Annotated in this window: 25 protein-coding genes and 1 pseudogene; 5 read left to right on the forward strand and 21 right to left on the reverse strand. The window is 38.1% G+C overall.

The genetic code is table 11. The features are described from left to right. Nucleotides 1-606: 606 nt before the first annotated feature. Both NG743_RS10640 and NG743_RS10645 read right to left on the reverse strand, forming a co-directional pair. Nucleotides 607-924, reverse strand: a complete 318-nt coding sequence (locus NG743_RS10640; RefSeq protein ID WP_027402788.1) for a type II toxin-antitoxin system RelE/ParE family toxin — start codon at nucleotides 922-924, stop codon at nucleotides 607-609. A gap of 105 nt (nucleotides 925-1,029) precedes the next feature. Beyond that, nucleotides 1,030-1,281 carry a type II toxin-antitoxin system ParD family antitoxin gene (locus NG743_RS10645; RefSeq protein WP_027402789.1) on the reverse strand — a complete coding sequence of 84 codons (252 nt, stop codon included), beginning with the start codon at nucleotides 1,279-1,281 and terminating at the stop codon, nucleotides 1,030-1,032. A gap of 254 nt (nucleotides 1,282-1,535) precedes the next feature. Here NG743_RS10645 and NG743_RS10650 point away from each other — a divergent pair, with 254 nt between their 5' ends. The 3 genes and pseudogenes from NG743_RS10650 to NG743_RS10660 form a co-directional block, all read left to right on the forward strand. Then, nucleotides 1,536-1,814: a type II toxin-antitoxin system RelE/ParE family toxin gene (locus NG743_RS10650; RefSeq protein ID WP_027402790.1), complete on the forward strand. Its 279-nt coding sequence runs from the start codon at nucleotides 1,536-1,538 to the stop codon at nucleotides 1,812-1,814. A gap of 74 nt (nucleotides 1,815-1,888) precedes the next feature. Further along, nucleotides 1,889-2,200: a HigA family addiction module antitoxin gene (locus tag NG743_RS10655; RefSeq protein WP_193962441.1), complete on the forward strand. Its 312-nt coding sequence runs from the start codon at nucleotides 1,889-1,891 to the stop codon at nucleotides 2,198-2,200. Between the two features lie 17 nt (nucleotides 2,201-2,217). After that, nucleotides 2,218-2,346 (forward strand): annotated as a pseudogene (locus NG743_RS10660) (toxin-antitoxin system HicB family antitoxin); the annotation flags it as partial. Here NG743_RS10660 and NG743_RS10665 read toward each other — a convergent pair. The 12 genes from NG743_RS10665 to NG743_RS10720 form a co-directional block, all read right to left on the reverse strand. Further along, complete coding sequence (locus tag NG743_RS10665; protein ID WP_193962442.1) at nucleotides 2,332-3,174, reverse strand: endonuclease/exonuclease/phosphatase family protein; 843 nt, start codon at nucleotides 3,172-3,174, stop codon at nucleotides 2,332-2,334. The pseudogene NG743_RS10660 and the gene NG743_RS10665 sit on opposite strands and share 15 nt — an antisense overlap. 212 nt (nucleotides 3,175-3,386) lie before the next feature. Next, nucleotides 3,387-4,103 (reverse strand): response regulator transcription factor, encoded by a 717-nt coding sequence (locus tag NG743_RS10670; protein WP_027402792.1) that lies wholly within the window; start codon nucleotides 4,101-4,103, stop codon nucleotides 3,387-3,389. Nucleotides 4,104-4,573: 470 nt separating this feature from the next. Beyond that, on the reverse strand, nucleotides 4,574-5,746 hold the full coding sequence (moeB, locus tag NG743_RS10675; RefSeq protein WP_027402793.1) for a molybdopterin-synthase adenylyltransferase MoeB: 1,173 nt from the start codon (nucleotides 5,744-5,746) through the stop codon (nucleotides 4,574-4,576). Between the two features lie 33 nt (nucleotides 5,747-5,779). After that, nucleotides 5,780-6,250 carry a M67 family metallopeptidase gene (locus NG743_RS10680; RefSeq protein WP_257121962.1) on the reverse strand — a complete coding sequence of 157 codons (471 nt, stop codon included), beginning with the start codon at nucleotides 6,248-6,250 and terminating at the stop codon, nucleotides 5,780-5,782. Between the two features lie 62 nt (nucleotides 6,251-6,312). Further along, nucleotides 6,313-7,047 (reverse strand): carbonic anhydrase, encoded by a 735-nt coding sequence (locus tag NG743_RS10685; protein ID WP_027402795.1) that lies wholly within the window; start codon nucleotides 7,045-7,047, stop codon nucleotides 6,313-6,315. A gap of 81 nt (nucleotides 7,048-7,128) precedes the next feature. After that, on the reverse strand, nucleotides 7,129-7,767 hold the full coding sequence (locus tag NG743_RS10690) for a retron system putative HNH endonuclease (RefSeq protein ID WP_027402796.1): 639 nt from the start codon (nucleotides 7,765-7,767) through the stop codon (nucleotides 7,129-7,131). Beyond that, complete coding sequence (locus tag NG743_RS10695) at nucleotides 7,764-9,137, reverse strand: AAA family ATPase (RefSeq protein WP_027402797.1); 1,374 nt, start codon at nucleotides 9,135-9,137, stop codon at nucleotides 7,764-7,766. The genes NG743_RS10690 and NG743_RS10695 overlap by 4 nt, the downstream gene beginning before the upstream one ends. A 157-nt stretch (nucleotides 9,138-9,294) precedes the next feature. Further along, entirely contained in the window at nucleotides 9,295-9,789 is a 495-nt protein-coding gene (locus NG743_RS10700) for a 5-formyltetrahydrofolate cyclo-ligase (protein WP_257122143.1), read from the reverse strand. Nucleotides 9,790-9,958: 169 nt separating this feature from the next. After that, nucleotides 9,959-10,903: a GDP-L-fucose synthase family protein gene (locus tag NG743_RS10705; RefSeq protein WP_027402799.1), complete on the reverse strand. Its 945-nt coding sequence runs from the start codon at nucleotides 10,901-10,903 to the stop codon at nucleotides 9,959-9,961. 20 nt (nucleotides 10,904-10,923) lie between these two features. After that, on the reverse strand, nucleotides 10,924-12,003 hold the full coding sequence (gene gmd / locus NG743_RS10710; RefSeq protein ID WP_027402800.1) for a GDP-mannose 4,6-dehydratase: 1,080 nt from the start codon (nucleotides 12,001-12,003) through the stop codon (nucleotides 10,924-10,926). 426 nt (nucleotides 12,004-12,429) lie between these two features. Then, entirely contained in the window at nucleotides 12,430-13,188 is a 759-nt protein-coding gene (locus NG743_RS10715) for an undecaprenyl-phosphate galactose phosphotransferase family protein (RefSeq protein ID WP_027402801.1), read from the reverse strand. A gap of 112 nt (nucleotides 13,189-13,300) precedes the next feature. Next, complete coding sequence (locus NG743_RS10720) at nucleotides 13,301-14,443, reverse strand: glycosyltransferase (protein ID WP_027402802.1); 1,143 nt, start codon at nucleotides 14,441-14,443, stop codon at nucleotides 13,301-13,303. Nucleotides 14,444-14,743: 300 nt separating this feature from the next. On the opposite strand from NG743_RS10720, the gene NG743_RS10725 reads away from it, so the two are divergent. Continuing rightward, entirely contained in the window at nucleotides 14,744-15,676 is a 933-nt protein-coding gene (locus NG743_RS10725; protein ID WP_257121963.1) for an NAD-dependent epimerase/dehydratase family protein, read from the forward strand. A gap of 159 nt (nucleotides 15,677-15,835) precedes the next feature. Here the strand turns inward: NG743_RS10725 and NG743_RS26675 are convergent, their stop codons facing one another. The 5 genes from NG743_RS26675 to NG743_RS10745 form a co-directional block, all read right to left on the reverse strand. Beyond that, nucleotides 15,836-16,312, reverse strand: coding sequence for an IS200/IS605 family accessory protein TnpB-related protein (locus NG743_RS26675; protein ID WP_306459839.1), 477 nt, complete (start codon nucleotides 16,310-16,312; stop codon nucleotides 15,836-15,838). A gap of 37 nt (nucleotides 16,313-16,349) precedes the next feature. Then, nucleotides 16,350-17,162: an RNA-guided endonuclease InsQ/TnpB family protein gene (locus NG743_RS26680; RefSeq protein WP_306459840.1), complete on the reverse strand. Its 813-nt coding sequence runs from the start codon at nucleotides 17,160-17,162 to the stop codon at nucleotides 16,350-16,352. Between the two features lie 306 nt (nucleotides 17,163-17,468). Continuing rightward, on the reverse strand, nucleotides 17,469-17,711 hold the full coding sequence (gene pirA / locus NG743_RS10735) for an arginine synthesis PII-interacting regulator PirA (protein ID WP_035082485.1): 243 nt from the start codon (nucleotides 17,709-17,711) through the stop codon (nucleotides 17,469-17,471). A gap of 325 nt (nucleotides 17,712-18,036) precedes the next feature. Beyond that, nucleotides 18,037-18,279 carry an arginine synthesis PII-interacting regulator PirA gene (pirA, locus tag NG743_RS10740; protein WP_035082487.1) on the reverse strand — a complete coding sequence of 81 codons (243 nt, stop codon included), beginning with the start codon at nucleotides 18,277-18,279 and terminating at the stop codon, nucleotides 18,037-18,039. 479 nt (nucleotides 18,280-18,758) lie between these two features. After that, on the reverse strand, nucleotides 18,759-20,234 hold the full coding sequence (locus tag NG743_RS10745) for an RNA-guided endonuclease InsQ/TnpB family protein (RefSeq protein WP_257121964.1): 1,476 nt from the start codon (nucleotides 20,232-20,234) through the stop codon (nucleotides 18,759-18,761). A gap of 131 nt (nucleotides 20,235-20,365) precedes the next feature. Between NG743_RS10745 and NG743_RS10750 the strand changes: the two genes are divergently transcribed. Beyond that, nucleotides 20,366-20,488: a histone H1 gene (locus NG743_RS10750; RefSeq protein WP_027400631.1), complete on the forward strand. Its 123-nt coding sequence runs from the start codon at nucleotides 20,366-20,368 to the stop codon at nucleotides 20,486-20,488. A 515-nt stretch (nucleotides 20,489-21,003) separates the two neighbouring features. Here NG743_RS10750 and NG743_RS10755 read toward each other — a convergent pair. Both NG743_RS10755 and NG743_RS10760 read right to left on the reverse strand, forming a co-directional pair. Beyond that, nucleotides 21,004-22,362 (reverse strand): DUF3370 domain-containing protein, encoded by a 1,359-nt coding sequence (locus NG743_RS10755; protein ID WP_027402804.1) that lies wholly within the window; start codon nucleotides 22,360-22,362, stop codon nucleotides 21,004-21,006. Between the two features lie 38 nt (nucleotides 22,363-22,400). Further along, nucleotides 22,401-22,979 carry a pyroglutamyl-peptidase I family protein gene (locus NG743_RS10760; protein ID WP_027402805.1) on the reverse strand — a complete coding sequence of 193 codons (579 nt, stop codon included), beginning with the start codon at nucleotides 22,977-22,979 and terminating at the stop codon, nucleotides 22,401-22,403. Between the last annotated feature and the right edge of the window lie 38 nt (nucleotides 22,980-23,017).

Here is a 23,017-nt window from a genome sequence, read left to right on the forward strand (position 1 = left end):
TCCGAAGAGCCTCCCATTTCTGGGGTAATGTTAGCTTTGACAATGTTAGAGGTCGGTAACTATCTTAAAAGCACTGGTTTAACCCTTAAGCCTGTTTAACTTTGAAGTTCTAGAGCAGGGAACTAGCTACGCATCCCCTGGTAGGTCTTTAACTCTTACCTCTAACGTAGTTCGGTTAAGAACTGAGTCCAACTAGGCTTTTACAAGCCCTCACTTACCCGAAGGGAAGTGATGGGTGGTTGACAAGTTTCTAATATGAATAAAATCTGGCGTTGCTGATTAAGGGTATGAATTTTAGTCTCACGCAAAGGCGCAAAGACGCAAAGGTAAGATTTTTAAAGGTTCAATTTGGAAATTTCATACCTCGATTCAGCAACGCCTAAAATCTTATTAGTATCTTATCATTTTTTATTCTGGTGATGAATTGAGGCGATAGCGAAGCGCTGCTGCTTTCAGCAGATCGCTGTTTTAGGGATGTTGGGAGAGCGATCGCGTTCGCGGAGCGTCCCGGAGGGAACTAGCGCTGCTGCAAGCAGTTCCCTGTTTGGGATGTTGGGAGAGCGTTAGCGAAGCTTACCGAAGGTATCGCGTATTGGATAAATATAACTATTCTTCTTCTGCTAATATCTGTGAAATATCCCGTGCAGAATGAATTAACCGAACAATTTCAATATACTCATCCCTTTGCAAATAAAAAATTAGATGCTTTTCAAATCCTTTAACTGCCCACTTCCGTAAACCCTCTAGACGCGGATTCCTATTATTATAAACCGTACCAATGCCCGGTAGTTGTGCTATTTGTGAAAAAGTCTGCCTAGTAGCATCAAAAAAACTCAATGCTGCATCAAAATTATTATCTGCGATATAAGCAAACTGTTCATCAAGATCAGCACTAGTACAAAACGGCGTAAATAAACCAACCATTCTAAATCCTCCAAAAGCCTATGCTGTCTTCATTTTGACTTTTGACTTTTGACTTCCGCCTTGCGGTACTAGCCTTTGGTCTAATTACAATTCGTCTAGTCATTGCTATGATTTGCGAATTCTTTCAAGAAGTTGGCTACGTTTTTGTTCCCACCATTCATCCGTAATCTCAATGGCCTCACCGCTATCTAATCCTTCTAATAGTAATTTTTCTATTTGTGATTGTCGTGCTTTTTCTAAGTCTTGACGAATCAAGTATCGAATGTATTCGCTAGTTGTACTGTAACCACCTTTTTCAACTTGTTCATTGATAAAGTCCCGCATAGAATCGGGAAGAGAAATATTTACTGTAGTCATAGCTAACAAGTATTGATTTTTCTGATTATTTAATTATGGCAAATATTGTCAATTTTTGTCAAATATTTAATGTGATAGCGTTCCGAAGGAATAGAGATAGCTGTCCGAAGATATCGCTGTTTGGGGTGTGGGATGGTACGATAGCGCAAGTGCTAACTTGTCAGTTCACGTTTGAGGGTGTGGGGAAGTGCGATCTCGTAACTGTAAGTAGAAATTTTGTATAATTCATACAATGATATAAAATTCAAAGATAAATGATACAAACATTTAAAAATAAATCCTTAGAAAATCTATTCAGAGAAAATTTTAATAAAGGAGTTCCAGCAAACCTAGAAAAGAAAATTAGAATTAGATTAGAAGTTATAGACTCAGCTTTAATGGTAGATGATATAAGATTACCCGGTTATGATTTACATGAATTAAAAGGAGATAAAAAAGTAACTTGGTCTATTAAGGTATCAGGAAACTGGCGAATAACTTTTAAATTTGAAGATGGTGATGCTTATGATGTCAATTTAGAAGATTACCATTAATGTTGTGTTAATATAGTAGTAAATAGTGGAACATCGTTAAATAAATTTCACCAAATTATCAAGGAGTATTAATTATGAATAATTGGCAAAATATTACTGATGCTAGATTAGCAAGACCAATACATCCAGGTGAAGTAATTGCAGATATTTTAGATGATTTAGAAATTAATTATCACGATTTTGCCCAAATTTTAGGAGTATCTAATCAAAGCATTCAGGAAATTATTAATGGTGAAAAATCAATTACTGTAGATATGGCAATTCGTCTGGGTAAAGCTTTAGGTAATGGACCGAGATTGTGGTTAAATCTTCAGCAAAAGGTTGATGTTTGGGATGCTTTGCAAAGTCATCAGGAAGAATATAGTAAAGTTATGACATTGGTTTAGAAGAAATATGGATTTTATTACTCTTTAGAACTACTCCAGAACATCACAGAAAAATTTTTATTGCAGCTAAAAAAGCTGGAAAAAGTATCAATTCCTGGATGGATGAAATACTAATTAATGCTGCTGAAAAATCAGTCAAAGCATAGATTCAATGCATTTTCAGCAATATCTGCTAAAACTTCAATTGTTAATTTTACAATCACTGGAAAATGGTCAGAAGGCCACACCCCTTCCCACTGTTGACGATCAATAATGACTTGTTCTACTGAGAAAGAGCGATACCTTTGGTCAGCGCAGCGATCGCAATATATAGTATCAATAGCATCCCAGGCTTGACCCGTAAAATTATGAAAAGTTTTCTGTTGTTCTAGAGGCAGAGTGTCTAAAGGATCTTGTAATTGTTTGCCATTAGCTAAAGGGGATAGAAAAATTTGCCGTTCTAGAGTATCAGGATTAGCGTTAAAATCCCCCGTTAGCAGTAAGTAGTTTTTTAACGGAAATTCTGCCAACCGTTGACTAATTAAAGCTGCACTTAACTCCCTAGATTTGGCATTTTCGTGATCTAGATGGGTATTTAATATAGTTAAACATAGACCAGGATTAGCAACTTCAAAATTAGCCCAAGTAGCCATACGTGGTAAACGAGTTCCCCAAGTAATGCTACCAGGAATTTCTGGAGTATCACTGAGATAAAAATCCTGTGTTTCCTGAAGTTTCAGACATTGTGGGTTGTAGAAAACTGCACAATGTTCACCCGTTCCTGTCCCAGTGCGATCGCCCCCAATAATGTTATATTCAGGTAAGAGCGCCTGTAAATCCGCCAGTTGATGAGATTTACCCTCCTGTGTACCCAGCAAATCCGGTTTGTAATGTTGAATTAAAGAAGCGATCGCCCCTACACGCTTTTTCCACTGACGCACCCCAGGATCTGGTTTATCATAGCGGAGGTTAAAAGTCATTACAGTAATTTGCATATATATTTTTTAAAGCTAACAGTGCAGTTTTTCCTCAACTAGAGAATATCCTATAGAAGCAAAAAATTAAAGGTTTTATCCGAGGCTTGAGTAGATACGACTCCCTGACAGACTTTAGCCCCAATATCTACCGATTAATCACCTAAATCATCTCATCAAGCCCAGATTTGAGCAAATTGTTAAGCCATCACAACCATCATATTTCGCCAAATTTAAACTGTGGGATTTTCAGGTGGATCAAACTTATAGCCATAACCCCGTACCGTCTTAATAAACTCCGGCATACTAGAATCAGCCTCCATTTTCTTGCGTAATTGACCAATATGCACATCAACAACGCGCCCATCGCCTACATAATCACACCCCCAAATCTTTTGAATTAATTGAGTACGACTCCATGCTTGTCTAGGATGGGTAGCCAGAAAATGTAAAATATTAAACTCCAAAGCGGTCAAAGGCAAAGCCTTATTATTGAGTGTAACCTCCCGTGCTTCCGAATTAATAGACAACTGATTAAAAGTGAGACGTTGTGAAACACTAGGCTGAATATAGCGAACACGCCTTAATAGTGCTTCCACCCTAACTTCCACCTCAGCCAAACTAAATGGTTTAGTTAAAAAATCATCCGCACCGGCAGCTAAAACCTTGATCTTATCAGCTTCATCATTGCGACTAGTAAGCATCATTACCAAAGCATTATTACGGCTCTGCATCTCTTGACACAGTTTATATCCATTTGCATCTGGTAAATTCCAATCAAGAATTACTAAAGCCGGATTTAATTTTTCAAAAGCAACAAGAGCCGTTTTACCGTCCGCGGCTGATTCTATCTCATATTTACGACTCAAGAAACGCTGAATCAGGTTACGGACACTGGCATCATCATCTACAATCAGGATCTTAGACTTAGTTGTGGAAAGCGTATCCATAATGCAATATATTGTTGTTTCGGCAAGTTGCTGTGACCATAGGTACTGCTCAAGTTGAGTTTTTGAAAGTAAATTTACCCTCAATCCCTGTTTATTGATAGCAGGAAAGCGAAAAGTCTTTTAGTATCTAAATCAAGCAGCAAGGGTAGTACCACATTCTGCTCAAGCCATGTTTTATGATTACGGGATGTCCTCTTCTAGCTGGAAACTGTTATAAGCTAAATTTTTCATGAAGTTTGTGCAAACTTTAGACATCTTACTCTTTAAAAGAAGTATAAGTAACGGACAATTTTGGTATTTTTTAAAGATTTTTTTGTATAAATTATATCAATAAATAAAATAGATGCTTCTAGATACATCATCACAAGATACCCAACCATCTAAAATATCGGGTATCTTGCTGTTAACATCGGACTGGAGATGGTTATAGGTTTTTGCTAAACATGATCAACAATCCTGAAAAAAAATGATTAATACTGAGGAACAGAAGCATCCACTTCTTGACTCCAAGCATTAATTCCCCCTTTAACATTTGTCCCAGTAATCCCCGCTTCCTTCAAGATAGCCAAGGCTTTCGCGGAACGTCCACCCATTTTACAATGAGCAATTAAACGGTGTCCATTGAGTAATTCCTTCACCTTAGCCACACCATCACCATTTTCAATATCTGGTAAAGGCACTAACACAGAACCAGGAATTCTCGCAATTTCATACTCATGAGGATTACGCACGTCTAGCAGCACAAAATCCTTTGCCCCACCATCTAATAACGCCTTCAACTCCTTCACAGTCATTTCTTGAATTTCCATTTGCTGTTTCGCTTCTTCAGCTTGGGCTTGGGGAATACCACAGAATTGTTCGTAATCTATTAGCTTGTCAATAACTGGACGGATGGGGTTAGGACGCAGTTTCAACTCCCGGAATTTCATATCCAAGGCATTATAAAGCACAAGTCTACCACTCAAGGTAGTACCATTGCCCAGAATAATTTTCACTGTTTCCGTAGCTTGGATAATGCCAATCATTCCCGGTAAAATCCCCAGCACTCCACCTTCTGCACAAGAAGGAACCATTCCTGGTGGTGGTGGTTCGGGGTACAAGTCACGATAGTTAGGACCACCCTCATAGTTAAAGACGGTTGCTTGTCCTTCAAAACGGAAGATAGAACCGTAGACGTTGGGTTTATCTAACAATACGCAAGCGTCGTTGACTAAATACCGCGTCGGGAAATTATCAGTGCCATCAACAACGATATCGTAAGGACGGATAATATCTAAAGCGTTTTCTGCACTCAGACGGGTTTCATACAAATCAACCTGACAATGGGGGTTAATTTCATGAATCCGGTTTTTTGCTGATTCGATTTTGGGTTTACCTACCCAGGATGTCCCGTGAATAACTTGACGTTGCAGGTTAGAGGTATCCACCACATCAAAATCAACAATACCAATTCTGCCTATACCTGCTGCTGCAAGATATAACAGCAATGGTGAACCTAGTCCACCAGTACCAATACACAATACACTGGCGGCTTTTAGGCGTTTTTGCCCTTCCATGCCCACTTCTGGCAAAATTAAGTGGCGGGAATAGCGTTCGTAGTCGTCTTTCGTCAACTGGATTTCATCCAGATTGGGATTTAGCATAGCAGTTGTATGAATCAGCGCGGAGTATTAATGTTAACTTAAATTTGCTAATTTTATCAGTTTAATTGTCTCGGCTTGAAACTGGTGGTTGTCGTCAAGAGTCCAGCTTTGCAGTTCACTAGCTTGAGTATTTTGTACGGATAATATCACATAAGAGTATTCTGTCCAAGCATATATTCTATCCCATTCTGAGGGGATGGCGGGATAATCGGGATGGGAATGATAGATGCCAATAATGTTTAAGCTACGGTTTCTCGCTGCTTTTTGCGTGTGTAACATGACTTGGGGCGATATTGCATATCTTCTGCTGGTACTATGTTTTTGGTCTTCTGTAAAATTGCCTTTTTCTGTATTCCAGACGTTTTCTGTGGGGATGATTTCTACTACAATTTTATATTCACTACTTTTATAACCTAAAATTAGCCCACAACATTCATCTGGATAGGTTTTTTGTGCATGATTTTTGATAATTTCTATATGATTTGTTTTGAGTTGAAGATTCATGGTAGCTTGTAAACGCAGATAAACGCAGATAAACGCAGATAAAGAAAAAAGAGGAATAAATATCAAGTTAAAAATCTAACTTTACCAGTATTAATATCATAGTAAGCACCGATAATTTTTAATCTGTCATCACGGATTAATCTATCTATAATTTGTGAACTATTCTGCAATTTCCTAGCTTGGTATTCAATATTATTAATCACTGGATTGTTATCATCATTAATATTACTTCTTGTTCTTTGAGGTTGAGACAAACTTGGCTTAATGCCATCAACTACAGAGTTAATTTTACCATCATCTGGTTGATTGTCAATCGCTGCTGATACTGCACCACATCCTTTATGACCAAAAACAACTATTAATTGTGTTCCTAAATTAGCAGTAGCATATTCTAAACTCCCAATAGTTTCATTACTGGCAATATTACCAGCTATACGCACGACAAATAAATCTCCTAATCCTTGATCAAAAATTATTTCTGGGGGTACGCGAGAATCTGCACATCCTAATATTGCTGCATAGGGATATTGTTTTTTAGATACTGATTGCAACCGTCTTTTTGATTGATTGGGATATTGACGATTTTGATTAACAAATCTTCTGTTTCCTGCTATTAATCTTCTTTTTGCTTCCTCTGCACTCACTGGATTAGGATTAGGATTATTTTCAGGAATTGTAATTTCTGAACGGTTAGTAATGATTTCATTACAAGCAGTCAAAGTACCCATACTCAAGGTACTTAAACCTACGAATTTTAAGAATTTACGACGATCTACAAATCCGTTAATTTTACTCATGACTCCACCTGATAACTTCTACATAATTTTTACAGAAGATATCAGATTTGATCATGATGTGAGAGTACCTTATTACACGGTTTAAGGGTTATTTAATCTTTTGCTTAAATACCAAACAATATATTGGACATATTCAGTATATTTGCCTTCTGCATCTTTGCTACTAAGTTCCTCTAGTTTCTTTTTGATAGCTTCTTTTGACCAAGTTTTATTAGGGAATTTTTTATTTAACGCATTAATTAGAGTAAATAATTTGGTTTGACGATTATCCTTGAGAGTTTGAAGGTTAAGATTTAAAATTTCATTTAGTTCATGATTGATAGTTTCATCATCAGAAAAAATTTTTCCAGTAGAACTATATTTGATATAATTTTCACAATTTTTAGTAGAATCGCATGGATTAATAGTTATTTCTGCATCGCCTTTTCTTGGATTACAATGCTGATTATCCTTTTTACTACCACGATTACCTGAACAAGAAGCAAGGAGATTTTTATAATTTATTTGTAATTCTGGATATTTACTTTGTGGTTCGCAATGCTCAATTTCCATATTCTCTTCAGATATTCGTCGCATACAATAACAACAAATATAACCTTGTTCAGTCAATAATGCCTCTTTTAAAGGCTTTTTTGGACTATATCCGTCATAATTTGCACCATCTATTTGACGATATTGTAAAAGACATGGAGGTTCTGAACCTTTGATAATGCGTTTCATTCTACCCTGTTTAAAAAGTCAATAAGTGTATAAGCTTGAACCATGTCTGGATCATTATTTCCCAAGGATTCAGATAATTTTTGCAGTTCTAATTTAGCTTCTTCTAAGTTATCATTATCTATCATTTCAAAACATTTATCTATTCTTTCTTGCATTTTCACAGGTCTTTTTTCCACACCCATAACCTCAGAAAGAATTGAGTTACTGTCTCTACCAAAAGTATGGGGTGTTAATTCTACAATTTCCGAATCTTCTAAAATAAATACGTTTTCTCGGTTGACTTCACTCAAAACTTGAGGAGAATGAGTAGTAACAATAAATTGACAGTTGGGAAATGTTTTTCTAAAACTCGGAATGACAATTCTTTGCCATTGAGGATGTAAATGTAAATCTATTTCATCAATTAATATTATTCCTGTTCCTTTTTCTAGCAGTTCGGCAGGATTATTAATACTAGGATTTAAAATTGCTAACCGTCTTGCGATATCAACCACTATCATTAGTAAGGTTTTTTCCCCGTCGGAAAGTTGATCTAGTTTGAAGTTTTCACCATTTTTTTTAATAACTAACGAAGGTTTACTTAAACGACGAATACCACCTTCTCTTTTAGAATTTGCACGCACTATGTGTAAATCGGAAAATTCCGCATTAGGAAAGTTTTCTAAAAATGTTTCTAATACTTTCCTTATGATTTGAAGACGTGGATTTCTAAAGTTGGTATCTTGTGTTAATCTAACTTCATTTTCATATTCTTCTTCTTCTTTAAACCAATATAGGAAATCTCTAAAATCATTTATATTTCCTGAAAAGGCTTTTTGATAACCAATAAGCCGACTTCCGTAAGTATTTTCTCTCTCTTCTTCACTTATCTCATTGATGGCTGAAGATTTTATAAATATTCGGTTTGTTTGATAATAAACTATAATTGGCAAAGGACAATGATTATAATTATCATCAGTTTCTATGATCGAATTTTCAATCAAAAAATTGCTTAAATCATCACTACTATCTGTTAATTTTGAAATGGTTTCTTTAGCATAATTATCAATTTCTTTCGTGTATATTTCCAATTGAGTTTTATCTCTCTTTTTACAAATTTTCCAGTCCAACTTATTCTGTGAGTCAACTTTAACAAGAGTAGATATTGAAACTGTATTTGAATTGATGTTAATATCATCATCTTTTAGATCAAATTTATCCCCTGATCTTAATTGATATACATATTGAGATAAAAATATAGCAATACTATCTAAAATAGATGATTTACCTGAACCATTGACTCCAATAAACACAGCCAAATCAGAGGGAAGCGTTAATTTAAGTTCTCGAAAACCTCGAAAGTTTTGTAAATGTAATTCTTCAATACGCATATTTATAAATTGAATATAATTGTAAATTAAAACCGCCAACAAGATGATATTTTTATCTTATCAAAAATTTCCGATTTAATAAAATCAGGACTTATGTAAAATATCTCTCAAACCCTCATTTCTCTGTGACCTCTGTGCCTCTGTGGTTCATTCATCTTCAATATCCATTTTCTGTAATCACCCTATCTAAAGGCTTATCCCAACTATCAACAGGTAATTGAGATAAATAAGCAAAATCAAAAACTACTCCTATAGTCGCTTTCGTCTCCCAACCGGGAGAATTTAACAAACGGTCGTAATATCCCCCACCATAACCTAAGCGGTATCCTTGGACATCACAACCCACGCAGGGAACAATAATTAAATCTACTTCCTCAATCTCAATTATCGGTGCTTCGTGGTGAGGTTCTGTAATCCCATAAGCGCCGATATTAATTGTGTCATCAGGTTGCCAAGAATGCCAAACTAGAGATTTATCAACACAACGGGGAAAACCCCAACGTTTATTAGTGTTAGTATATAGCGAGCTAATATCAGGTTCTTGACGAAAGCTGAAAAAAGCCAGAATTGTATTTGCTTGATTAAATATAACTGAGTTTTGGATGTTGGTGGTAAGGCGATCGCTTTTTCCCCGCCATTCTAATAATGTCATAGACTGACGTTTTTGGAGTAAAACCCGTCGCAATTCCTTTTTAGTTAGTTGTGACAATTTTGGATTTTAGATTTTAGATTTCCCTCGTTCCCATACTCTGCCTTCTATGTATACTAGAGTCAGAGACTCTATGAAGCATTCCCAGTCGGAGACTGGGAACGAGATACTCTTATGTAGCGGTTTTCCGCCACCAGTCAATAGTATTTTTCAGGCCTTCTCTAAATTCTACCTCAGCAGTAAAACCAAAAGCCTGTTTTGCTCTTTCCGTATCCAAACAACGTCGGGGTTGACCATTGGGTTTGTCGGTTTCCCAGACAAGTTCACCCTCATACTCCATTAATTCGCAAATTAGGGTAATTAAGTCTTTAATGGATATCTCGTAACCAGTTCCTAAATTGACGGGTTCAGCATCATTATAAAACTGAGTTCCCATGACTATTCCCCGTGCTGCGTCTGTAGAATACAAAAACTCACGGGTAGGAGAACCATCACCCCAAACAGGAAGTTGCTTTTCTCCCCTAGTTTGGGCTTCTTGCACTTTACGAATCAAAGCCGGAATTACATGAGAACTGCTGGAATTGAAGTTGTCTTCGGGTCCATACAAGTTTACAGGTAACAGGTAAATACCATTAAACCCATACTGGTGACGATAGGATTGCAATTGTACCAACAGGGCTTTTTTCGCAATTCCATAGGGGGCGTTAGTTTCTTCTGGATAACCATTCCAGATGTCATCTTCTTTAAATGGTACAGGGGTAAATTTAGGATAAGCGCAAATAGTTCCTACACAGACAAACTTTTCTATCCCCTGTTGATAAGCTGCATGGATTAACTGAGTCCCCATGATCAAGTTATCATAAAATAACTCACCGGGTTTTTCTCTATTTAAACCAATCCCCCCCACATGAGCGGCTAAGTGAATGATAATATCCTGTTGGTCTGCTGCCCGTTGACAATTTTCCCATACCCGTAGATCACAATCGTGCGATCGCGTTACAGTAATTTTCTCACGATTAGCGCCATGCTGATACAATTGATCTATCACTTGACGACCGAGAAAACCCGCCCCACCAGTGACAAGAATTCGTTTATTTTCTAATTCTAAGGCTGTCATATTATTATCCTTGATCGGAATTAAAAGTGCAGAGATCCCAATTCTTGACGGGTAGTAGCAATATCTTGAATTTGTTTTCCACCATTCCCATTGGAGGAAGTACAACCCACAGCTTGTAAATCAGCTTCCACCATTAACGCAACCAGTTCTTTAAATGTTACCGATGGTTGCCAGCCTAATTTCTGCTGGGCTTTAGTGGGATCACCAATTAGTAAATCCACTTCAGCAGGACGTAAATAGCGTTGATCAAACTCTACGTATTTTTGCCAATCGAGATTAACATAACTAAATGCTAACTCCAGAAACTCCTTCACTGAATGGGTTTCACCTGTAGCCACCACATAATCATCCGGTTGCTCTTGCTGCAACATCAACCACATAGCTTTGACGTAATCTTTCGCATAGCCCCAATCTCTCTTGGAGTCTAAATTACCCATGTAGATATTTTTTTGTTTACCAGCAACAATGCGGGCTACTGCTCTAGTAATTTTCCGAGTAACAAATGTTTCTCCCCGTCTTGGAGATTCATGATTAAAAAGAATACCGTTACAAGCAAATAAATTGTAAGATTCGCGGTAATTGATGGTTTGCCAGTGAGCGTACACCTTAGCACAAGCGTAGGGACTGCGGGGATAAAAAGGTGTGGTTTCACTTTGAGGAACTGCTTGCACCAAACCATACATTTCCGAAGAACCAGCTTGATAGAAACGGACTTCAATCCCAGTCCGATGTTGGTAGTCGCGGATTGCTTCTAATAACCGTAATGTCCCCATACCTACAGCGTCTACTGTATATTCAGGTGAGTCAAAACTTACCCTAACGTGGGATTGAGCGCCTAAGTTATAAATTTCTGTAGGTTTAACTTCTTCTAAAATCCGCCGTAGAGTTGTTCCGTCTGTCAAATCACCATAGTGGAGAAATAGCCTTGCGCCCTCGTTATGAGGATCTTCATACATATGATCAATTCTGTCTGTGTTAAAGGTGGAAGTACGGCGAATAATTCCGTGTACTTCATAACCTTGTTCTAGTAAAAGTTCGGTTAAATAAGAACCATCTTGACCAGTAATACCAGTAATTAAAGCTCGTTTTCTTTGTGTCATGCTTGGTGATGCCTTGTTGTTTTTAGTTGAAGATTACAAACAGTCTGATATAAATTAGCATTTAAGTGATATAACTGCCCAATAGTCAGGCTGCAAATATTTAGTCGCTATTAAATCAGGTTCAACAAATATTTTGGTTAAAAAACAATTTAACAAATAATTATAGGTTTATGTCAATTAAGTAGGTGGGCGTTAAAAATTGTCGTTGGGGCAAGGGAAACAAAAAAATCCCTAACCCTCCCCTTGTAAAGGGGAGGGTTAGGGAGGGGTAAAAAATATTTGATACATCAACCATAACTTTTCAAACACCCTCTTAGTGTATTAATTATTGCTTATATTATAAAAAAAATGAATTTTATACCTTTGCTGTCAAAAATGGTTTTTGGGGCATAATGTTGCCCCATAAGAGGGAATTGTTGTACTTACTTAGTAAGCTCCTTTATTTTTCGGCATGATGACAACATTAACTGTTTTGAGGATAATCCGCAAATCGAGCCAAAAATTCCTAAAATTGACATAATGTAGGTCTATTTGCACCCGGCGAGGATATGGAATATCATTCCGTCCAGATACTTGCCACAAACCAGTAATTCCAGGACGAATCGTTAAAACATGATTGATATAATCACCATATTTGATTAATTCTTCTGCCACTAAAGGTCTTGGACCAACTACACTCATATCTCCTTTGAGAACATTCCAAAATTGGGGAAATTCATCTAAGCTAGTAATTCGCAAAAAATGGCCAATTTTAGTAATTCTTGGGTCTGTTTTCAGCTTAAAGTTGTCTTCAAATTCTGCTCGCAAGCTAGGTGATGTGGCCATCATTTCGACGAGCATCTCGTCGGCATTGTTGACCATAGTACGAAACTTAATACAATTAAAGCTGCGGTAGTTTTTGCCCACCCGTTCTTGAACATAAAAAATCGGACCCTTGGAGCTTATGGCTATCAATAAAGCCAATATCATGTAAATGGGAGAAAACAAAATCAAGACCGACAATGAAAAAACTATATCAAACAGTCGTTTAAAGAACTCTCCGTATAAACCCTCAAAAGATAAACTTCTGGATTTCACCTTTGGCTGTTTAACTTTTTGACCACGTTTTGATAAAACAGTCGTAGATGTACTGTTATCCTTCCGCGGGTATCGCTTGCCGGAGAGGAGTGAACTCTGGGCAGTCATCATACTCCTTTATAATCCACACCACACATAGTCCCGATCTTAAAGCTAAAAGGCAGTAATTTTGAGGAAAAATTTCCTGTCTTCTGAGAAAATAAATACAAAAGGCTGATGTTTACTGTCTGTAAACTCCTTTTTCACGACATTCATTCACAAAACTGAGATAGCGTTCTGCAAAAACCTGGCGAGAAAATTGATTAGCGTGTGTTTGTATATACTCATAACTGTATAAATGTTGCTGATCTACAAATTTTTCTACGGCATCTACTAAAGCTCCTACTGTTTGGGTTTTGAATAATATACCAGTTCCTGTATCAGGATGTGTCCGAATATCTCTAACTGTTTCTAATGCACCACCTGCACCATAGGCAATTACGGGAGTTCCACAAGCTTGGGCTTCAACTAGGGCAATGCCAAAGTCTTCGCAAGCTGCATAAACAAAGGCTTTGGCACGAGACATATAATTTTTGACGATATGATCGGGTTGCCATCCTAAGATTTGAATATGTGGTTGGGCTATTTCCCGTAGTTTGTTCATTTGCGGACCTGTGCCAATAATGATCAAGGGTTTTTTTAGGTGATTAAAAGCCTCAATAATTAAGGAAACTTGTTTATAACCAACTAATCGAGAAACTATCAGGTAAAAATCCTCTTTTTCCGAGGGAAAGAGACATTCATCTAGGTTGACTGGTGGATAGATGACGGTTGCTTCTCGACGATAGCAACGCCAAATCCGTCTGGCTGTGTGTTGGGAGTTGGCAATGAAGTAATCTACTCGATTGGCACTAATTACGTCCCATTGCCGCAAATTATGGAGGATTTGGCGGGTGATCCAGCCGACTGCTCCTTGCCCTAGTTTGCTTTCCTTGAGATAATCAAAGGTTAAATCCCAAGCGTAGCGCATGGGGCTATGGCTATAACAGATATGCAATTGATTAGGGGTGGTTAAGACTCCTTTAGCTACAGCATGAGATGAAGATAAGATAACTTCATATTCTCGCAAATCCAATTGCTCAATAGCCAAGGGTAATAAGGGTAAATATTTTTGGACTCCTTGACGGGCTTGGGGAAATTTCTGTAAAAACGTTGTGCCAATTTGACGTTTGTACAGGTAACTTTCTGGATTGCTGGATTCAAAATCTATCAGGGCGTATAAATCAGCGTCAATGTGATTTAATATTTCCTGGACTACGAGTTCTGAACCTCCTGTGGCTTGAGGGGTTAACCACTCATGAACTAAGGCATATTCTAGGGACACGGTTAAGTTGAATGGGTGGAAGGTAATTAGGCTATTTTAATGAGGTGATATAGCAGGTGACAGGTGACAGGTGACAGGTGACAGAGTTTAAAGTCTTGTGCTGCCTAAGTTCTATGACAAGTTTATGTTCTCATCCAACTGCATACCGCTATATTAAATATTCCTCACTGTGATCTAGAAGTAAGAAAATCTCTAGATTGAATAGAAGATATAATCCTACCAAAAGATGTTCCTCTAGTGATACTACAACCTGATAACCTCTACAAATAAGGGTGATTTTTATTCAGGAATTAGAAAGTTATGCGGATTCTGGTTATCGGTGGAACTCGGTTTATTGGGGTGTATTTGACTGAATTACTGATGAAGGCTGGACATGAGGTGGTTTTGTTCAATCGTGGTAATCATGCTGCACCTGCGGGGGTAGGACAAATTATCGGCGATCGCACTAACTCAACTCAACTTCAAGAAAAGTTAGCACCAGAAAGTTTTGATGTCGTTTTTGACAATAATGGTAGGGAACTAACGGATACACAACCTCTGGCGGAAATTTTTCAAGGACGGGTCAAACATTTTGTCTATATGAGTTCTGCGGGTGTTTACCTCAAATCTGACCAAATGCCCCATTTAGAAGGGGATGCTATTGATCCTAAGAGTCGTCACAAGGGTAAACATGAAACGGAAGCTTACCTCAAGCAGTTAGGAATTCCTTTTACTTCTATTCGCCCTACTTATATCTACGGACCGCAAAATTATAATCCCTTGGAAAGTTGGTTTTTTGATAGAGTTGTGCGCGATCGCCCGATTTGTATTCCCGGAAATGGTATGCACATCACTCAGCTTGGTCATGTCTGGGATTTAGCTCAAGCGATGACCCAAATAATTGGTAATGATCAGGCAATTGGGCAGATTTATAATATTTCGGGCGATCGCTTTGTCACTTTCGACGGTTTAGCCCGCGCTTGTGCTGTGGCTGCTGGTAAGTCTGCTGATGATATTAAAATTGTCCATTATGATCCGAAAAAGTTTGATTTTGGTAAACGCAAGGCTTTTCCCATGCGGGTGCAGCATTTCTTTGCATCGGTGAATAAAGCGCAAATAGAACTAAATTGGCAACCTAAATATGATTTAATTTCTGGTTTGCAAGACTCTTTAGAAAATGACTATTTAGCGACTGGTGCAGATAAAAAAGAAGTTGATTTTTCTGTAGATGATGAGATTTTAAACGCCACGTAATGAGTAATGGGTAAAATGGTGTCAACTTAACGGAAAACATCTATCTCGCAAACAACTCAAGTCATCTCATTCCCAGTCTCTGACTGGGAATGAATTCTAGAAGGCTCTGCCTTCAATGATATTAATTTGACACTCCCCGCCATAAATGGACGGGGATTCTTAAGACCAAATAAATAATCTTAACGGCGATATCAATGCGCCTCTACTGATTCCACTAGAATTTAATCCTAGCTTTACCGCTACTTTTCTGAAAATATTAGCTGCACCGTTGCAATCTGCATTGATTTTTGTACCATCTTGAGAATGGTACAAACCCCGGCTAACTCTTCTTCCTGACTCTTTCCACCCTTCAGGTTTTGCACCGAATTTAGGTAGAAAATCATTGTCTAGGAACGATGTTTTTGAGGTATAAGATTCTTCAGTTTCAACGAACTTAATGCCGTATTGTTCACACAGTTGAGCAATGCGGTTTTTTAATCTTGCGGTAGGAACTTGGACAAATTTTTGATTAGTTTTAGAACCTAAATTTATAGAATCTTTTTGTCCGACGTTCCAGCCAAAAACGACAGTCCCAATTTTATGATCAATGCAATGGTTGATTACGATTCTAGCTGCTTTATTAGTAGCGTCCCTCATCCGACGATTCCGCTTTTCAGCTATTGACGCTAATTGCTTAGACCAAAAACCAAAAGGATTGATTTTCTTTGAGAACCGAAACTCGTTTGTTGTACCATTGATTCACTGATTTTAACTTGCGTCCGTCAATCAGAAATGACGTACCAACGTTACTGATACAGGTTAGCCAGTTGTTCAACCCGTGATCAATTGATAAAACATTCTCAATATTTACGTCGGGCTTGTGAGAAGTTATTTTATAAATTAACTCCAAATAAAATTCATTATTCCTTGGCAGTATGCGGTATTCTTTGATGTCCTTATGCTCTAAATTAGAAGGCATGGGAACATAAAAAGCGTCAAGCCCAAACCAAACTTTCACCTTACTACCCATCGGAAATCTTAGCTTACCGCCCTTTAGTTTAATAGCTTGTCCAGGAAAAGTTACGAGATTTAATCCAGGTTTTCGGTATCCAGGTAGCTTAGGTTTTTGAGTGACTGTACCATTTTTAATCCCTTTCAAAAGTCCAATATAAGACTTGAACGATTCCGCCACAGTTGTTAAACATTGCTGTGCAGCTTGAGAATACATTGCCCCAAAATGTGAATTACTTGCTAACTCACGATGCAAGTCAAACTTACCAGGAATTTTACCCGTCTTAAAAAACAATTGTCTGGCATAATAAGTCCCACAATTAGCAAGTTTATTTGACTCCCCACATAAGAACTCAAGAACCGCTCCTAATTCCTTGTTGGGACTGATTAGTATTTGCTGGCATCCATAGCCATAGGGAACGAAGTGAAATGAAGCAATCGCAAGGGTTATGATTGCTTCCCTTCGCTCGCAATGACTGTAAATATTTTTGTCCAATTACCTATTACCAATTACCTATTACCAATTACCTATTACCCATTACCAGCCTCAACGAGATAACTAGCAACTTGAGTTATTAGAGGCAGAGCCTCATCAACTGCATTCCTAGTCAGAGACTAGGAACGAGATGTAGTAGGGATTTGAGCTTAAGTTGATACCTATGGGTTGCCACCTATGGGTTGCCATAAAACCCCACCCCTAGCCTCTCCCCGCAACGGGGAGAGGCTTTGAAATTGTTCTTTGTATGATAAAAAAGTCCAGCTTCTAGCCGTTTTGAGTATAGCAGCCCCGACAGCTTATTTACTACTTTGCCCTGTTTGGAGCAAGAATAGTCTTAAAGATGCGTAGAAACCCAAGAGAATCAATTTTAATGCCAGAAGGTTCAGGGTATTCGCTATATTTTCTCATTTCCCCTTCTAACTGATGCAATAGGTTTTCGTTATCCTGCGTTCTCGCTACTTGCAAGCGATGTTCTAGGATTTTTTGGATATTTTCTTGATGCTTTCTTGCAGTTTGTTTAGCCAATTCCATTCTTTTTATACTCATTTTCGTTACCCTAACAAAGAATTTTAGATTTATATCAGATTAGACACTGAAGTTTAATCTGAAGAGCCTCATTATTGCTCAAATTCTCGATAGTATGTGCGAATTTAACAAAGTTAAGCAAAGTTCTTCAATAACAATTTTCGCAATCACTGTACAACTTGGTTGTAGCCTTATGTGAAAAAAAATTAACTTGAGACAATTATCCTTAACTTTGTTAAATTAGTAATTTTTGGCAATTGCTATGAAAATATCCTGAACTTTACAATTCATGATCGCGCTGACCAAAGGGATAATGATGCAATTGGCAGCAGCGATGGCTTATTTACTATTTTCCCCTCTTTGGAGCAAGAATAGTCTTAAAGATGCGTAGAAACCCAAGAGAATCAATTTTAATGCCAGAAGGTTCAGGATTTTCGCTATATTCTCTCATTTCCCCTTCTAACTGACGTGATAAGTTTTCGTCATTCTGTGCTTTGGCTAATTGTAAGCGACGTTCTAACGTTTTTCGCATATTTTCTTTATGCGTTGTTAAAGTCTCTTTAGCTAGTTCTATCCTGTCTTTATTCATGTTTATTTTCTCGATAAAGAATTTTAGCGTTACCAAATTGAAGTATGAGATTGAACACTGGATTTAAGATAACTCCACAAAAAAGATGAACCGCTTGCAGCAGCGCCAGTTTCCTCCAGGACGCTCCGCGAACGGTATCCAATTTTGTCCGATGGACATACTATGGCTAACGCCACACTACGCTATCAACAAGAAATTTTGGGATATTTTTTTAATTGGAAATCTCTAAACCTAAAAAGCAAGAAGCGACACGGGGATGCTCAAATGACGATAACCGAAATTTCATCAAAAAGATATTGTCATAATTACGGCTTTTTGTATGATATTTTTGATAAAATCTTTACTTATTAGTTTCAGTAGTTGTAGTAGTTTTAGTGCCTCTTGGGAGGATGTCCGAAAAGTAACAAGAGCCATAATGTATGACAAACACCTGGAGTAATAAGTAGTTGACACTCCCCGGTCTAAAGACACGGGGATTCTTAATCGAATAATTGCAAACACAACTGCTCGAATAATATCCGCTTTTCAGGTATTACCTTAGATGTACGGTTCCCCGCCTGATGCCGTTTGCCATTTCTGGCGGCATCGTTGCATAAAAGGGCGTTACTTTCTCCCAGTCCAGGAGTAGGCACTAACGATTGGTGCGTCGGCTTTTTACGTCTGTTGCTGACGAATTTCAAATTAGCTCTTCGTAAAATTGTCCGAGAAGCCTGAGTATCAGCATGGTCAATATGACCACAATGTTCACAAATGAACTTTTCGCCATCTCTATTAGCTTTACTAATATGATGACAAGCCGAACATTCTTGAGAAGTAAATTTAGGATTAACGGATAATACTGGCTTACCAGACTTCAATGCCAGCCAAGCAATCTTAGAAAATAATTCGCCCCAACTGGCATCAGAAATAGAGCGATTTAATCCACGTTTTGCAGCCTGACCATTAGCCATAAATCGTCCTTGCTGCTTTTTGGGTTGGCAACGGGACTTCATAGCCTTAACATTTAGATGCTCTTGGACAATTGCCTCAGCGGTGTTAACAACTTTATTAGCTGCTTTCCATTGATGATCATTTCGCTTATCTGCAATTTTTTTATGTAGCTTGGCAACTATTTTCCCGGCTTTTTTGCGATTATTAGAACCCTTGATTTTGCGGTTAACTCGGCGCTGTCTGATTCTTAATTGACGGCGGACTTTTTTATTAGTTGCAAATTGAGGATTTTCAATAAACGAACCATCCGACAAAGAAATTAATTTATTAATTCCTACATCAATACCTACTGCTGATTTGACGGTTTCAATTTCTGTAACTTCAGGTAGGGATTCAGGTAACTCGAGTAATACACTCATGTACCAGCCGTCAGCTTCTTTAATCACTGTCACCGTTCTAATATCAGCATCTATTGGAATAGTACGACTATCAAAATAGCGCATAGTCCCCAGTCCAGGAAAGTAGGCATGGGAATAGCATCGGGGCTGATTAGATTCACGATTAACAGTTAATTTTACTTGTCCTGGCTTGAATTGAAATGTTTTAAAGTTGGCTGCTTTACGAAACGCAGGGAAACCCCTTTTGTGTTGAAAAAATCCGTTATAAGCAATATCTAATTTAGCTAAATTGCCTTGTAAAACATCTGAATTAATTCGGCTATACCATTCAGACTCAGAACGTAGTTCAGTTGTTCTCTTGCCTTGAATATCAGTCGCACTACCCCAGGTTAAACCATGCTTCTTACTATTTTTTGTTAACCCAGAGGACATTACACCATGCTTAACGACGGGGCAGGTCAAAGGGCAATAAGAGCCATATTCAATACGAGTATCTAAGTCTGAAAATGCACCATATTGGTAAATTACTGACTCGTCTGATTTCTGGTTATTAGTTTCAAATCCGCGCTGACGTTCTGCCAAACAATAATTTCTGTGTTTCCGTAAAGTAACAAGCCACTCAGACATTAAGGCTTGTTGCCCAATATTCGGTTGTAGCTTGAATCTCCAGCGTATTTGCACAGGTTTATTTTGTTGATGTGATTGACGATATAACTATTATATGGCAGTATTACAGTAATGTCAACCCAATATTGTATATGAAGAAAAAACCTCTAGCGGTGTACCTAGATGAAACTGAAAGAAAGAAACTTGAGGATATCGCCCAAGGTTGGGGAATGAGTCTTTCGTCAGCCTTAAAAAGATTAGTTAGAGAGAAATAAAATGTTGAAAAGATTTAATGACCCGCATCATGATCGAGAATATTGGAAGCGGTTAAAACCGCACGGGTAGGCTTTCCCCCGCGCTCTAAAGAGACGCGGCTCCCAGCCTTCCCGCGATCCCCTGGTGGACGTGAAATAACCAAAATGTGTAACGATATGTAAATTCACCTCGATGGGTTATTGTCGTTGAGTTTTAGCCATTTCAAAAAACGAAATATATTTTGATTTTCCTCCGCCCACCTACTTAAGTGGTGAGACAGAATTAATTACACAATGTCATTGCATTGGCGCAGCGTGGCGTTAGCCATATGGAACGAAGTGAAATGAAGCAATCACAACCCTGGCGATTGCTTCCCTTCGCTCGCAATGACTGTAAATATTTTTGTCCAATTACTTAATATCTAATTGATCAAAAAATCTCTTGTCGGATGATGCCACTATGAACAAAAAGATCCCCAAAGACAAATATCCCCGACTTTTTAAAGAAGTCGGGGATATGACTTGGTTATGTTAAACTACTTGGCTTGGGTTAATACTGTTAAAACCTGTGGTGGTGAAGCATCTGGTGGATACAGAAAGTCAACTTGAACTAAAGATGTATTTCCTGGTTTTATATCTAATGAGACTAATGGTTCTCCTAATTCACCGCGCTTCTGAACTAAATGTACAAATTTATTTTGCCATTTTCCCTGATCTTGATAACGTAAGCGTACAGTTCCTCGGAAAAAGATTTGACGAGTGGGTAACTTAAAAAAGCGGAGTCCAGGTTTACTTAATTGATTTTCTTTGAGTGGAGTTTGAATCGCAACACTCACATTTTGTGGATTTTGAGTATTGTTGTATAAAGGTAACTTGAGACTATATTGAATCCCATAATTACCATGAGCGTAATAAGCGGTGTCAGGATAGCGGACTAACATGGGTGCGGTTTGAATTTGATTTGTGCCTAATGTTCCTCCATGTAAGGTACTCAAACCGTAGGAAAAGGCTGCACCAGGTTGGGGAATGGTTAAATACTTGCTTTTTGGGGCATCTACTATGTCTGCTAACCATCGAGAACCCTTGGATACTCCGGCTACACGCCCGTAAATTGTCGGTTTGTTGTTTCCTGTGATGGGTGTGGGGACTTTATCTCTGGGTGTGGATAATTCACCATTATCTAATAAATTTTGCCATTCTGATAAATTCGGCGCACGTTCACTACCATCAGTATTTATGCGGGCAAACATCGCTAAACTAGCAGCATAAACATTACCATTACTTCGCAGTCGCAGATATGTGGATCGACCATTTAAAGGGGGTGTTAATCCTTGGACGGGAATTGGTAAATTTAATAACATCTGGCTTTCCCCTGGGGGAATAACAATTTGGGGAGGAAAAATATCTTGTCTTTTCCCTCTCAAAATATCAGACATAACCCGACTCCCAGGACCAGAAAAAACTGTGCCTAAGTCATTGGGAATTAAAGATGCTATTTCCTTAAACGGGGCATCTGGTTGACTTAAATAACTCGCACCTTGCAATATATTTACTGTCACTGGTTGAGAACCAGGGTTATGTAAGATGATGCCCAAATACAAAGAACGTAAATTTTCCGGTGGGTCAGCTTTGGCAATATGATGGGCAAAAATATCAAACTGTCCGCGCAAGGGAAAATCTAAATGGGCTGATGGGACTTTTTTTCCCGTTTCTGGAAAGGTAGAAAGTAAAATTCCTTCTTCTGATACCAGTTCTGGACTATTGCTGTTAAATACTGGTAATAAATCCAATTTTCCCGGTAAAGGACGTACTGACTGTATTTGTAATATTTCTTCTGGTGGTGGCGCGGCAGGAACAGCTTGAGCAAGGGTGAAAGCAAGTAATAATGGCAACATAATACTGAGTAAATTTGTTTAAACAGACGTTAATCTCTCTAAAGAAGTGCCAAGTTGTTAATGATCAAAACGAAATCGGCAATTATCTCTGGCGAATTTTCTGGGTTTAAAATTGGGACATGAACAAAAATACACTTAATTGACAGTTGGAACTGGTGTAAATAGTCCAATACTTTATAATAAAGTCCCTCGCAGACAAACTTACCACAGTCGTAGCTAATCTCAACTGCTGCTGTTCCGACTAATAATTTTTCGAGATCAACGCTGGTTTGGAAAATATTTTCAGGGGAATTTATAGACTCTTGAGGCAAGATGTCGAGAGAATTTGGAGATTTTACAGGCAAGATGCCTGTACCACGGGCAAAGACTTCTACGCTTAATTGGCAACGAGTTTCCGCCATGCCACAACAAATAATGTAGTCTGGTTGGAGTTCATTGATTTTGGCAATGACGCGAGAACCTGCCAGTTGCACGTCTACAGGTAAATGGGGCAAAAAATTTAAATCATGGGGGAGTGAAGCCATTTTGGCTAGTGCGAGTAACAAGTCATCGGATGAATTTGACTCTTGTTGGCTTAACCAAATGTCAAAAGAAGTTAATAGTATTTTTTTTTGCATTATAAATAATAATTAGAATTAGAATAATTAAAAGCCCT

Source organism: Dolichospermum heterosporum TAC447, from assembly GCF_024584745.1.
Lineage (GTDB): Bacteria > Cyanobacteriota > Cyanobacteriia > Cyanobacteriales > Nostocaceae > Dolichospermum > Dolichospermum heterosporum.

Bases quoted from the DNA above. Each gene is read 5' to 3' on its own strand.
- NG743_RS10640 (WP_027402788.1), bottom strand. From the start codon at position 924: ATGGTTGGTTTATTTACGCCGTTTTGTACTAGTGCTGATCTTGATGAA.
- NG743_RS10645 (WP_027402789.1), bottom strand. From the start codon at position 1,281: ATGACTACAGTAAATATTTCTCTTCCCGATTCTATGCGGGACTTTATC.
- NG743_RS10650 (WP_027402790.1), top strand. From the start codon at position 1,536: ATGATACAAACATTTAAAAATAAATCCTTAGAAAATCTATTCAGAGAA.
- NG743_RS10655 (WP_193962441.1), top strand. From the start codon at position 1,889: ATGAATAATTGGCAAAATATTACTGATGCTAGATTAGCAAGACCAATA.
- NG743_RS10665 (WP_193962442.1), bottom strand. From the start codon at position 3,174: ATGCAAATTACTGTAATGACTTTTAACCTCCGCTATGATAAACCAGAT.
- NG743_RS10670 (WP_027402792.1), bottom strand. From the start codon at position 4,103: ATGGATACGCTTTCCACAACTAAGTCTAAGATCCTGATTGTAGATGAT.
- moeB (WP_027402793.1), bottom strand. From the start codon at position 5,746: ATGCTAAATCCCAATCTGGATGAAATCCAGTTGACGAAAGACGACTAC.
- NG743_RS10680 (WP_257121962.1), bottom strand. From the start codon at position 6,250: ATGAATCTTCAACTCAAAACAAATCATATAGAAATTATCAAAAATCAT.
- NG743_RS10685 (WP_027402795.1), bottom strand. From the start codon at position 7,047: ATGAGTAAAATTAACGGATTTGTAGATCGTCGTAAATTCTTAAAATTC.
- NG743_RS10690 (WP_027402796.1), bottom strand. From the start codon at position 7,767: ATGAAACGCATTATCAAAGGTTCAGAACCTCCATGTCTTTTACAATAT.
- NG743_RS10695 (WP_027402797.1), bottom strand. From the start codon at position 9,137: ATGCGTATTGAAGAATTACATTTACAAAACTTTCGAGGTTTTCGAGAA.
- NG743_RS10700 (WP_257122143.1), bottom strand. From the start codon at position 9,789: ATGACATTATTAGAATGGCGGGGAAAAAGCGATCGCCTTACCACCAAC.
- NG743_RS10705 (WP_027402799.1), bottom strand. From the start codon at position 10,903: ATGACAGCCTTAGAATTAGAAAATAAACGAATTCTTGTCACTGGTGGG.
- gmd (WP_027402800.1), bottom strand. From the start codon at position 12,003: ATGACACAAAGAAAACGAGCTTTAATTACTGGTATTACTGGTCAAGAT.
- NG743_RS10715 (WP_027402801.1), bottom strand. From the start codon at position 13,188: ATGACTGCCCAGAGTTCACTCCTCTCCGGCAAGCGATACCCGCGGAAG.
- NG743_RS10725 (WP_257121963.1), top strand. From the start codon at position 14,744: ATGCGGATTCTGGTTATCGGTGGAACTCGGTTTATTGGGGTGTATTTG.
- NG743_RS26675 (WP_306459839.1), bottom strand. From the start codon at position 16,312: ATGAGGGACGCTACTAATAAAGCAGCTAGAATCGTAATCAACCATTGC.
- pirA (WP_035082485.1), bottom strand. From the start codon at position 17,711: ATGAGTATAAAAAGAATGGAATTGGCTAAACAAACTGCAAGAAAGCAT.
- pirA (WP_035082487.1), bottom strand. From the start codon at position 18,279: ATGAATAAAGACAGGATAGAACTAGCTAAAGAGACTTTAACAACGCAT.
- NG743_RS10745 (WP_257121964.1), bottom strand. From the start codon at position 20,234: ATGTCTGAGTGGCTTGTTACTTTACGGAAACACAGAAATTATTGTTTG.
- NG743_RS10750 (WP_027400631.1), top strand. From the start codon at position 20,366: ATGAAGAAAAAACCTCTAGCGGTGTACCTAGATGAAACTGAAAGAAAG.
- NG743_RS10755 (WP_027402804.1), bottom strand. From the start codon at position 22,362: ATGTTGCCATTATTACTTGCTTTCACCCTTGCTCAAGCTGTTCCTGCC.
- NG743_RS10760 (WP_027402805.1), bottom strand. From the start codon at position 22,979: ATGCAAAAAAAAATACTATTAACTTCTTTTGACATTTGGTTAAGCCAA.